The sequence below is a fragment of the Ekhidna sp. genome, assembly GCF_040220215.1.
In the GTDB taxonomy this organism is placed as follows: Bacteria; Bacteroidota; Bacteroidia; order Cytophagales; family Cyclobacteriaceae; genus Ekhidna.
Map to the genome: position 1 here is coordinate 365,904 of NZ_JAVJTR010000025.1, position 13,938 is coordinate 379,841.

At 40.2% G+C, this 13,938-nt stretch carries 3 protein-coding genes; 1 reads left to right on the forward strand and 2 read right to left on the reverse strand.

Translation table 11 applies throughout. From position 1 onward, the window contains the following. Positions 1 to 114: 114 nt before the first annotated feature. Positions 115 to 10,842, forward strand: a complete 10,728-nt coding sequence (locus RIC88_RS18065) for an FG-GAP-like repeat-containing protein (RefSeq protein WP_350218970.1) — start codon at positions 115 to 117, stop codon at positions 10,840 to 10,842. Positions 10,843 to 10,888: 46 nt separating this feature from the next. Here the strand turns inward: RIC88_RS18065 and RIC88_RS18070 are convergent, their stop codons facing one another. Continuing rightward, entirely contained in the window at positions 10,889 to 12,862 is a 1,974-nt protein-coding gene (locus RIC88_RS18070; protein WP_350218971.1) for an alpha-ketoacid dehydrogenase subunit alpha/beta, read from the reverse strand. Positions 12,863 to 12,895: 33 nt separating this feature from the next. Next, positions 12,896 to 13,918, reverse strand: coding sequence for a radical SAM/SPASM domain-containing protein (locus RIC88_RS18075; protein WP_350218972.1), 1,023 nt, complete (start codon positions 13,916 to 13,918; stop codon positions 12,896 to 12,898). Positions 13,919 to 13,938: the final 20 nt, after the last annotated feature.

A 13,938-nucleotide genomic window follows, 5' to 3' on the forward strand; every position in this document is an offset into this window, starting at 1 on the left:
GGGTCAATTAATTGCTCAAAAAGTCCAATTTACGTATGAAATTACCCCTTTGTGGGTATTTGATTTAGGCAATGCTTCCGGTAAATTAGATAACAATATCTACCAACTATCACTATGCCGAGATTCACCACGCTGAGATTAAAGCGCTTCATTGGCTTTTCATCTCTTTTTCTTATTTCTTTTTTAGGGTATTCACAGCAAGATTCTCTTGCGCTTGTTGCTCTGTATGATTCAACCAATGGAGATGGTTGGAACAATAATACCAATTGGAAAACAGGGCCCATTCCTACCTGGTTTGGAGTCACTTATGGGGGAGGTAGAGTTACTAAACTAGAATTACCCTCCAATAATTTGACTGGAGGCTCATTGCCACCTTCGATTGGAGATCTGACAATGGCAACTACTATTGATCTGAACAATAACAACCTGATCGACCAAATTCCAGTAGAAATCGGAAACGCAATTGCTTTAGATACGCTGAACCTTTCGAATTCCGGGGTTAACGGAGTATTACCTTCAGAGATTGGCAACCTCGTCAATCTTACATATCTGGATCTTTCATTAAATAATTTAACTGACTCTTTACCTAATGAAATAACGAATCTAAGTGTACTCATTAATCTTCAATTACAAGGCAATCAAATTGACTGGTTACCTGATTTATCAATAATGTCAAGTTTATCAACGCTAGACATATCTTCGAATAATTTAGAATTTGACGACATTCTGCCACTTGTAGGTATTCCTTCAATTACCTACAGCCCGCAAGGCCAAATTGGAACCCAATTAGATACCGCGGTGGTGATTGGTGATACCTTCACGGTACAACGTCTGAGTCCGGGGGCAGGAAATATTTATCAATGGCAAAAAGATGATGTTGATATGCCGGGTGAAACATCCGAGATATTACAAATATTGAATTTTTCTTCAGGGGATTCAGCAAAATACAACCTGATAGTAACTAATGGAACTGCTCCGGCCCTGGCTTTATCAAGCAGGAATATAAATGTAATGGTCGAAGATACCACTTATTTTAAAGCCGTTCAGGTTAGCGCTTTTATTGGTCAGTCAGCAAATTTAGCCGTTGGCTGGGGAGATGTAAATAATGATGGTTTTGATGATTTAATTCCAACAGGATCAACTGGACTTTATTTGAATAATGGGAATGGTACTTTTTCAGTAGGAATTGGTGATTTAGTCACCAATGGAGGAGGTTTTGGGCCGACATCAGGTGACATTGATAATGATGGAGATATAGATGTTTTTGTGGCCAATGCGAGTAATCCACGACTTCACATCAATGATGGATCAGGAAACATGTCTTTATCTGGCGGAGGTGACCTTTCAACATTAACAGGTGACTTTCAGGATTATGTTTGGGGCGATTACGATAATGATGGTTTTATTGATCTATTCATTACTGCCGGATCAAATGTAGGTAGTGAGGTCAATTATCTAATGAGAAATAATGGTGATGGAACATTTTCAACCATATCTACAGGAGCGATTGCTACTGATTTAGAAGGATCGGTTAGTGCTTCTTGGTCAGATTACGATAATGATGGAGATATTGATCTCTACGTCTTAAATGCATCTGGTGTCACGCCAAATAGTTTATACCAAAATAATGGAGATGGATCCTTTACAAAGGTGGTGTCTAGCGAGCTCATCAATGACACCTTTGGATCTTTCAGTAGCAGTTGGGGTGACTATAATAATGACGGGTTCATGGATGTGTTTGTAACAAATAGCTTTAATGATCCGGTTTTATTTGAAAATAATGGAGCAGGTGATTTTATCAGAGTTGCGGGTGTAATTACGCTTGGGGACCCTTTTGGCAGTACCTGGGGAGATATAGATAATGATGGACTATTAGATTTATTAGTGTCAAGTTTCTCAAACACGAACCACCTATATCTTAATAATGGAGATGGAACTTTTACAGAAGCTATTGGAGGTTCCTTTTTAAGCTCCGGGGCACTGCCTCCTATGGCTTTTACTGACTATAATAATGACGGAAGATTAGATTTTGTCAATAGAAAAGGTGACTGGGTTCTTTATGAAAACACCCAGGAGGGGAATAATTACTTACAAGTAAAATTAGACGGAACTATTTCTAACCGATCAGGAATTGGTGCGAAGGTTAGAGTCAAAGCCGATATCGGCGGTCAGCCTACCTGGCAGTTAAGAGAAATCTCAGCCGGAACCGGGCTTTTTTCACAGAATAGTCTTACTGCTCATTTTGGAATGGGTGACGCTACCATTGCAGATTCTGTGATAGTTGAATGGCCATCCGGAGTTTTTCAAGAGATGACAAATGTCGGAATAAATCAACTCCTTAATATCATCGAACCTGACTTTGTTAACACCTCCGACTCCCTGGCTTTAGTAGCCATTTATGATTCACTTGGCGGGGGAAGTTGGAACGACACAACCAATTGGAAAATAGGTCCGGTTAATACCTGGGTTGGTGTAGTTGTTAGTGGAGATCGAGTAGTTAGGCTGGATTTGGCCGGGCAAAATTTGAATGGACAAATGCCGCCTGCTATTGGAGATCTCACTGCTCTAGAAGTACTGAATGTGGACAATAACTTCAGCCTGAGCGGACCAATTCCAGCAGAAATTAGCAATGCAGTGGCGTTGGATTCTTTAATTCTGTCTAATGCTCGATTCAACGATACAATCCCTATAGAGATAGGGAACCTTCCGAATCTAGTTTATCTGGATTTGAATAACAATTCCATTGCTGCAGTCCCACCTGAAATAACTAACCTAAGCATTTTAGATTATCTCGATTTAGGGAACAATCAGCTACAAGATCTTCCTGATCTCACCGCATTTAGTGGACTTTCATTTCTTGGATTAGCTGGAAATAATTTAACATTCGAGGATCTGGATGTTAATTCAGCTATTCCTGGGATTTCTTATTCTCCGCAAGATCCGATCGGCGTTGATAGTTTAGCTGCATTGGCTATCGGCGAATCAGGCACCTTAATCACTCAATTGCAAAATTATAATGGCAATAACAGCTATCAATGGTATAAAGATGCAACGCCTATTCCGGGTGAAACAGGTCCAACATTAACGGCCCCATCTTGGTCCGTGACAGATGAAGGAGTCTATTATCTGGAAGCAACCAATCCAGCGGTACCAGGTTTAACCCTGTCGTCTGGCAATTTTACCATTTTCACCAAAGAGCAAAGTCAGTTTACCTGGATCAACGACCCACTCTTTATTGAGGAAGGTCTTGCAAGTGCTGCATCGTATGGAGCTATAGTGAGTGATTATGATAACGATGGCTATGATGATCTTTTTACAATGAATCTGGATGGTATTCCAAGCTACTTGTACAGGAATCTGGGAGATGGAACCTTTGAACGAACGACTTCAGCCATTCCAAGTGGGGCGGATAATGGCGCGTATAGTTCTGCATGGGGCGATTACAACAATGATGGTTTCTTAGACTTATTTGTATCTGATTTTCAATTCAACAATTCTATTTCAGATGGGGTTGCTTCGATATATAGGAATAATGGAGACGGGACATTTACATCTATTTCGCTAGATGAATCAATTTTTGGATCCGCCTGGGGTGATGTTAATAATGATGGCCTTTTAGATGCTGCTGCTAATGTGAATGGAGATTCACTTTTCATATTTATGAATGTGGGGACAGATACATTGGTTAAACAAACTGCGGTTGCAGATTTATCTTTAACAAACGGAACAGTGGTACCATTTTTAGTTGACTTAAGTGGAGATGGCTATGTTGACTTATACATCACTGGAACGCCAAATCACCTTTATTTCAATGATGGAGCCGGTAATTTCATTGAGCAACCAACGAATGCTTTAATAACCACCACATTAGATGGTCCTTGGGGAGCTTCATTTGAAGATTTGGACAATGATGGAGATATTGATGCATTTATCCGATCCTATTTACCAAACGCGGATAGCTACATTTTTACAAATGACGGATCTGGTAATTTTACCGGTGCTACTTGCTTTGAAGTCTTTGGAGAATCTTGTAATCGTGGACGAGGAAGTGCCATTGCTGATATAAATAATGATGGATATGTGGATATCATTTTCAACGAAGGCTCTGGAACTGATACATTAGAAGTTTATTTTAACAATGCTAACGTTGGGTATACCCAATTAACCAATCAGAATTTTCTGGGTACAATATTCGCTCGAGGAATTCCAATATTCGATTATAATAATGACGGAGCGCTTGATATTTATTCATCAAGTAGTTTCCTAAATAGAGCAAACATGCTCTATGAAAACAATGGTAATGGAAACAATTGGCTAAAAGTCAAGCTGGAAGGAACTATATCTAATCGCTCAGCAGTAGGTGCACAAGTTTCGGTCTATACAGGAGGATTGCGTAATACCCGAAATGTAATTACAAACAGTGGGCTGCATTCTGGAGCAAGTAATTACTTACACTTTGGAATGGGAGGGAATGTCCAGGCGGATTCAATTGTGGTTAAATGGCCGTCTGGTCTGATAAATAGACTTAATAATGTTACGGCTAATCAGTTGGTTTATATTCTAGAGGAGTTGAAGGATCCAGTACTAGCCTCAGATTCATCTGCATTGGTCGCTCTATATAATGCTACCAATGGAGATTCCTGGGCTATCAATTCCAACTGGCTACAGCAAGGACAGTTTGTACAAGATTGGCATGGGGTAACAGTAGAAAATAATCGTGTAACAAGGATAGAATTGTACGCAAATAATTTGTTTGGGTCAATTCCACCAGAAATTGGAGACCTTGACTCATTAAGGTATTTGAATTTGGGCGATGAAGTTTTTGGAGGGAATAATATGAGTGGATCAATCCCTGATGAAATTGGGAATCTAAGTAATCTTGAATTTCTAGCTCTAGCCGGCAATCAACTTGCAGGCCCAATTCCGGAAGCAATAGGAAATCTATCTCAATTAAAGAAAATTGACTTTGCATTTAATCAACTGGAAGATCCAATACCTGATACGCTTAGCACCCTATCTAATTTGAGATATCTGGGGATTGCGTTCAATTCGTTCACCGATATACCATTATCCATTTATACTTTACCAGCTTTGGATACCTTATTAACCAGTGGTAACCAACTTGCAGGCCCAATTCCTCCTGAAATTGGTTCCATGAGTACCTTGAAGTTTTTGAATATTGGAGGCAACCTGTATGAAGGTCAATTGCCACCCGAATTTGGCAACCTCACACAACTACAAGGAATAAGAATCTGGGACATGCCAGGTATTACAGGTAACATTCCTCCTGAGTGGGCAGGCATGACAGCAATTGGAGAGTTCTCGCTTACTAACTTGTCTTTGAGCGGTACTATACCAGATTTTGTTGGAGATTTTGGAAATGCTTTCACTATCAACTTATGGGGGAATCAATTTTCGGGAGCTGTCCCAACAACGTTTTCAAATCTGTCTGCAGATGTTAGTCTTTTCGGAAACGCACTGACTTCTGTACCTACCTTGTCGAACCTTTTTTCATTGGATGTCAGAAAGAATAGGTTGCTGTTTGAGGATCTTGTTCCTAATGACTCCATTTCCATTCCTGATATTGCGGAACAGAATGAGCGCTACTTATTGGATGTGTCAGGGTCAATCACAGCGGGTGGAACAGTAACATTGACTGTTATTAACAGTACACTTGGGGACAATGAATTTCAATGGGTCAAAGATGGAGAGCTCTTAAGTGGTGAAAATGCACCTGCCTTAATATTGACAAGCCTTGATGGTTCTCACATTGGGGTTTACACCTGTTTGATCCAAAGACCGGGAGGGAATGGATCATATTCAGGTATTCCATCTGAAAGCGTAAGTATAGATATAAATGAAACCAGCAGACGATATGCTACAGCTGTTGATTCGGTAACCAGTGAAGCTAAGATTGTTGATTATCAAGCCATTGAGATACTAGGTTTACCAAATCGAGGATTTGATGACAATGATGATCCTAATGATGGTCAACTAGTTACTCTTGATGCCCAGGAACGTGGGTGGGCACCCGCCGCAGACGATACCGCTCCATTTATTGAAGTAAGTTTTGAGAATCCGACACCAATTAATTCGATCTGGCTATTTGGAAGTGCAGGGGTTTGGGTAGATGCATTAAATCCAACGACATCAGAATTCGAGCGAATTGTAAATTTTGTTCCTGGTGGAAATAACGGTAAAGAGACAGAGGTAAACTTCCCTACCACCAGCTATGGTGTTTCACAGCTAAGGATATACACTTCAACGGCTACTGGCAATACGGGCTTGGGCCCTTTCAGCTCTGTGGATGCCGTAGCTATAGGAGATAATGGATTAGAGATTTCTACTCCATATAATCTCTTTTTAAGTCAAAAAATAACAGAGACAATCTTCAATATTGGATGGAGTCATTACAATAATGATGACTCTACCAGTTTTTCAGTAGAACGATCAACAGACGGCACGAATTTTACGGAGGTAGCACTGATTGACGATGGTTTTAGTCGTCTTTCAGACAGGAGTGTTCCTATTGCAGACACCATTTATTATCGTGTCAGGGCCATTCGAGGAGCCATTGAATCTGAGTATTCTGAAGTTCTATTGATAGAAAACTGCCCAAGTGGCTTATCAGGGTTTCCTGTAGGTTCATGGACCGGGATAGCAGAAGAAGTAACGCCAATATTCAGTGTTTCAGGCTTTAGTGATAATGTACAAATCACTGATAATGGAAATGGAACATATACTATTGCTGACTTTATGGCCAATTATTTAGCTGATGGTTTTGGATTTACTGGACCAAATATTGGCACATTAAGTGAAGGATGCAATGGTCTTGATTTTCAAGGTGAATTAGTTGCAGGATGCGGTAATAATAGTGTCTTTTCGAATTTTGTTGAATTCTACCCAGCTTCCGATTCACTAATTATTGAGTTTACATGGGATTGTGGTGGAGATATTCGCTTAACATTTACTAAGAACGCTAGTGAGCCAGCTCAAGACCCTCCTTTTAATCTTTCTGTAAGTACTGTAAACAGTAACGCAGTGCAGCTTATGTGGCAGGATAATACATCGGAAGACCTATGGATCATTGAGAGATCAGAAAATGATAATTTGAATTATGTTATAATTGACGGTGTAAGCCCCAACCCTCAATCGGAGACAGGAGGGGCAGAGTATGAGACTTACCTAGACAATTCTGTTTTTCCAGGTACTACCTATTTTTATAGAATAGTTGCTCAGTCTGGCGGTCTTGATTCGGCTCCTTCTGAGGAAGTTTCCATTGACGTCATAAATCCATTGTTTAATATGTTAACAATCGGGCCAATTGTGAATGATCAACCATCAAACTCATATGCTGGATCATGGGGTGATTATGATGGGGATGGTGATCCTGATCTTTATGTTTCAAACTGGCATTCGGGTTTAGATCCGGCGATTGCAACAATGGAAAATTATCTTTATGAAAATGACGGTGGTGTTTTTAATAGAGCTTCACTATCTAATGAAATCACAGATTCTGAATTCATAAGTAGAGGTACTTATTGGGGGGATTTTGATAATGATGGGAACCTTGATGTTTTCATAAATGGAGAAGGATCAAGTAACTTCATTAATGATGCAAAAAGCTATTTGTTTTTCGGAAATGGCGCTGGTGGATTTGACACAAAACTTGAGTTTAGACCCCAAACATTCAATAGTACTCCGGCAGACATAAACAACGATGGATTATTAGATCTATTCATCACGGATATCGATATTATTCTTGAGAACCGAGGAGATAGGAATTTTGTGCCAATACGTGATGGATCTTCTATTATAAATGGAGACTTTTTCTCAAGTAGTTGGACAAACCTAACCCCGGATTTTAACAATGATGGTCTTCCGGATTTGGTCTCAAGTGGGAATCCTTTCATAGAAATTTATGAGAATAAAGGCGATTTTCTATATGAGAAAATTTATGAGGCAAACGATAACATAATCAGCGCAAGAGGAGCCACTTTTGGTGATTTTGATCACAATGGATATCTGGATATTGTAATAGCCGACCGGGCTCAAAGCAAGCTATTCCTTTTTGATGATACTGGGATATCTCAAATTCTAGATGACGGTGATTTCCTAGGTGAGGATATCACAGGACAGAGAGGATTAACCGTCATAGATTATGATAATGATGGCAATGAAGATTTACTTTGGGTTATTAACTCCGGCCAACCAGTGTTGTTTTCCGGGAACGGAGATGGCACATTTATCCGGGTGTCGGAATTTGAACAAATTTTTGCAAATACGACCATCTTTTCTTCAGTAAGTACAGCTGATTTTGATCAGGATGGATTTGTTGATGTGTTCATTTCCAGCACAGATGATTCAAGAAGTAATTCTCTTTATGCAAATAATGGAAGCAGTCTGAATAATTACCTCAGAGTAGATTTAGAAGGTACAGAATCGAATAGACTGGGTATTGGTTCACATATAAGAATTAAGCATGGTGGTCAGTGGTATATGAAGCAGGTTACCGGAGTGAATGGTCTATGGAGCTCAAATGAAATCACCACTCATTTTGGTGTAGGAAGTGCGACAACTATTGACTCTGTTGAAGTGAGATGGACATCAGGTAATGTGAATCAGTTTGCTGACATTGATGTAAATCAAACGATTTCATTTGTTGAAGATGTAACTCCACCAGTGGTTTCTGTGGACGTACTAGGTACTTCCATTAGTAGTCCTGAAATCACAGGAACTATTGATGATCTAAATGCAACGCTTGAACTAACAATTAACGGTAGTACATACATAGTATCAACATTCAATGCAGGCGACAGCACATGGTCACTACCTGCCGGAACCATTACGCCGGATCTAACTGATGGTGTGTATGATGTGCAAGCTGTAGCAACTGATGCAAATGGGAATGTCGGAGTAGATGACCTTGAGGGTGAGCTCACCATTACTCAATCCTTGAGAGCTTTGGTTGCCTCTAAACGCACTTCATCTTCTTTCCAGGCAAACTGGAGTGAGGCGTTGGATGTAGAAGAGTATCTATTGGATGTATCTTTAGATGCTGATTTTTCTACATTCCTTACCGGATTTGAAGACTTTTCCACAACAGAACGAAAAGCTGTGATTACGGGTCTTGATTTCAGCACGACCTACTACTATCGTGTGAGGTTCGTGAACACTGCTAGTGAAACATCGGATTATTCCAATGACACAACTGCAGTGACTAGGATAAAACCTGAGACTGTATCAGATTTCAATGCTTTAGAAGCTATCTATAACGCAACAAATGGTGAAAACTGGACCGATGACGGAGGATGGACAACTGAGCCAAGGCTTCAAAACTGGGACTTCATCACTTTAGAGGATCAGAGAGTTGCTGAAATCATAATTCCGGGTAATAACCTTACAGGAACATTCCCACTTACAGATTCTCTGACAAGGGTACGTTTTATTGATTTAGCTGACAATGCACTAACTGGAATAGAAGATCTTACAGGGTTGGATGCGCTTACTGATTTAGATGTCTCCCAAAATTTGTTTGAGTTTGATGACTTAGAAAAACTTCGGGAACTACCAAGTTTTACGTATAGCCCTCAAAAAACAAGACTTTCATTTAACGAAACCGAAGTAGCGGATTCCTTACTTGTCAGGGTTTTTAGTTATACCTCACTTTCCTATCATGTCGGTGGCGAATACAATACCTATGAATGGTTTAGAAACAAATCACTGATAGAAAACGGCAATGAATTTTTTGCTGCAGATACATTACTTGAAATACTTTCAATTGATTACAATAGTATGGGCAAGTTTGAAGCGGAAGTTCGAAATGATAGCTTGCCGGATCTTAGGATACCTGTTGATTCCATGTTTGTTTTTGCCGTTGCAGATTTAACCGTGGATGTTAATGACAATGACGGGGAGCTGATTCCTGAAGATGTAGATGGATATCTGTTGCTTACCACCCAGGTTGACAAAGGATTTGATACACTTAATATTGCCAAAAAGCAACCAAGTTCGTTTACGTTTAATGATGTAATTCTTGGAGATTACCTGGTATCAATTGATTCTGATCCAAGTAAATATATCCCTACATATTATTCAGATGCATTCGAGTGGATAGAGGCTGATACGGTTCTATTTAGAAAGGATAGTGCGTTTCAGGTTAGCATGACTGTAATTCCGGGTGAATTGAATGGTGTGGGTACGCTAGAGGTACTTATTGAAGAGGATTTTGGTGATGAAAATGGAAGAATTGATGCAAGACGAAGGGCAGCAAAAAGGAAGTGTGGACTTAGAAGAAAAACAGGAGGAGGAAGAACAGGTCAGGATAACGATCAGTATGAATTGATTGCCTACGGTGAAACTGATGAAAATGGAGAATTTAAATTTGGATTCTTACCAGAAGGTGAATACAGATTTTTTGTAGAATACCCGGGCATACCAATAGATGAATCCTCATTTGTTGAATTTATTGTGGGTGAGCAAGGAATCAGTGATACAGATTTTAAGCTTGAAGCTTTTGCAACAGCTGATGGAATTGAAGTTAAAATAGAACGAGTGCTTGGGTTTATATTCGAATACTTTAAGGATCTTGAGGTTTATCCTAATCCAGCGACAGACAGGATTAAGATTAGTTACAGGCATTTAACTAATAAAGAAGTTGCCGCACAACTTGTAGATTTATCAGGAAATGTTTTGTGGTCAAAAGAGATTAAAAGTGGTTATGATGGCTATCAAGAAGTAGATCTATCAAGGTTTAATGAAGGAATATATTTATTACATATTTATGATGAAAATGACCGTCATGGTACTGTTGTTAGCTATCGCATTATGATTAGAAGATAGAAAAAAACATAATTGATTTCTTAGTTATATGGAATTAGCACTTGGGTCAATACTCAAGTGCTTTTTTTGCTGTTGCCAGCAACCTTGAATTGGCTAGGAAATTTCTTTCCAAATCGGCCGCAAAGGGAACTGGTGTATCTAGGCTCGCCTCACGCATTACCGGGGCATCCAGATATTCAAAGCAGTGCTCTGAAATCCATGCAGCAATTTCACCACCAATACCTCCGGTTAGGCAGTCTTCGTGAAGCACAAGTACTCTTCCGGTTTTCTTAGCAGATGCTAAAACAGTTTCCTTATCCCAAGGAAGGAGTGTTCTTAAGTCTACGATTTCAATGGAAGCATCCAATTCATTCGCAATCTGATTGGCCCAATGCACGCCCATACCATATGTGATGATTGATAAGTCAGAACCCTCCTTGTTTACAATAGCCTTACCAACTTCTGTGGTGTAATATGCATCAGGAACATTGCCTGACAGGGATCGGTAAAGTGCTTTATGTTCAAAATACAAGTATGGATTTGGGTCCTCAATGGCAGCAGCTAACAAGCCTTTGGCGTCATGTGGATTTGAAGGATAAACAATCTTCAATCCCGGAGTATGGAAAAACCAGGCTTCATTGGATTGCGAGTGGAACGGTCCAGCGCCTACTCCTGCACCTGTTGGCATTCGTACGACCACATCAGCGTTTTGTCCCCAGCGGTAATGAATCTTTGCCAGGTTGTTGACGATCTGATTAAACCCTTCAGTAACGAAATCAGCGAATTGCATTTCGATAACGGCTTTCATTCCAGTGATACTTAAGCCAAGTCCTGTACCCACGATTGCTGCTTCGCAAAGGGGTGTATTTCTAATTCTTTCTTTACCGAATTGTTCCATGAACCCTTCGGTGATCTTGAACACACCACCATAATCGGCAATGTCCTGGCCCATGACGATTAATTCATCATGCTTCTCCAAGGATTGTCTTAGGCCGTCCGAAATGGCATCAACCAGTCGCTTTTCTGACTCCTTACCTTTTGGTTCAGTAATTTTTTGCTCATACGGAAAATAAACATCTGCTAGTTCAGTTTCGGTATTGGCTGTAATTGCATCTTCAGCGAAAGCCTCTTTCACAGCATCACTTATTTCTTTCTGAATCGATTTTCTGATTTCAGTGATTTGGTTATTTGTCGCAACTTTTTCTTTGATCAGGAAGCTTTCAAATGCTTTAACCGGATCTTTCTTAGCCCATTTTTCCATGAGCTCCTTTGGTACATATTTGGTACCTGAAGCTTCCTCATGACCTCTCATCCTAAAGGTTTTTGCTTCAAAAATGATCGGCCGTGGGTTTTTACGAATATCTTCTACAAGTGGCTCCAGCTCGTTTAAAACCTCCAAAATTGAATTTCCTTCTACACTATAAGCTTCCATACCATAAGCAGGTCCTTTCACTAAGAAGGAATCAAAGTTGAACTGTTCACGGCTTGGAGTGGAAAGGCCATAGCCATTATTCTCAATCACGAAAATGACAGGAAGGTTCCAAACAGATGCTACGTTTACCGCTTCATGAAAATCCCCTTCACTGGTTCCTCCATCACCGGTAAATACTAAGCTTACTTTTTCTTCTTTTCTCAATAAATGGGATAGGGCGATTCCATCAGCAATACCAAGCTGAGGTCCCAGGTGAGAGATCATCCCCACAATATTGTAATCCTGTGTTCCAAAGTGAAAGCTTCGATCACGTCCTTTGGTGAAGCCACTTAGTTTACCCTGAAATTGAGAGAATAGCTTCTGAAACGGAACTCCTCTTGTTGTGAAAACGCCAAGGTTTCGGTGCATAGGCAGGATGTATTCTTCCTTCTCCAGTGCAAGCGCCGCACCTACTGAAATCGCCTCCTGACCGATCCCTGAGAACCATTTACTGATTTTCCCTTGTCGAAGAAGAATCAACATTTTGTCTTCAATCAATCTTGGAGTTACCAATGCCTCATGGATTGCAAGGAGCTCTTCGTCGGTTCGGTCTTTTCGGTCAAATTTCATAAGTAGAGTGAATTGAAATGCGAAATAAGCACATCAGGCCCAAACCTTCAGCCCCTCAGTACAGTTTTTACAAATTTCTATCTCCGAGCGAGAGGTAAACAAGGCATTTCGAAAATTTTGGTAAGGTTTGGAATGCCAGATTTCTTCAAAAGATTTTTCAGCAATATTGCCCATACTATGATGCGCATCCTTGTCAAAACAGCAGGGAATGACCTGACCATCCCAGGTTATGACACATGATTGCCACATCTTCCAACACTTATTCTCGAGTGGGTTTTTGATAGAATAGGTGCCATCTTTATTGGACCGGTATCGGGAATATTTGTCAATGGATGGGATGAGGTCGCTTCCATTTTCATAATCATAGATTTGAGCTGTTTTAAAAGCCACTTTATCTACTCCATATTCTTTAGCTAGCTGTTTGATTTTAGGTATCTCATGCTCATTGGGTTTTACCACTAAAAACTGCCAGACAATTTTCGGGTTTTTAGATTTTAGGTTTCTTCTCCATTTCAAAATATTTTTTGTCCCTTCCAGCACCTTTGTGAGGTCTCCTTCTTTACGGTAAGATTCATAGGTTTCCTGTGAGGCTCCATCTATGGAGATGATCAATCGATTCAGTCCGGACTCGACTGTTTTTTTAGCATTTTCATCGTCCAGAAAATGAGCATTGGTGGAGGTGGTTGTGTAAACGTTGCGCTGATGAGCAATCTTGACCATATCCAGAAACTGAGGGTTTAAGTATGGCTCACCCTGAAAGTAAAAGGTGAGATACAATAAGTGATCACTTACGTCCTGCATGATTTTTTCGAACAATAAGACATCCAGTTTTCCAGTAGGACGTGTAAATGACCGCAACCCACTAGGACATTCAGGACATCTCAGATTACATGCCGTGGTTGGCTCAATCGCCATACTGATGGGCAAGCCGGAAATGTTGGTTTTTCCTCTTTTTGATGATCGCTGATAGCTCAGCCAGATTTTCCATGCGTTGGATACCCTTTTTGGCGTTAGTTTTGAAGCGATCGAGATGCTATCGTGCAGATTAATCAACATTTCAATAACAAAGTAAACAC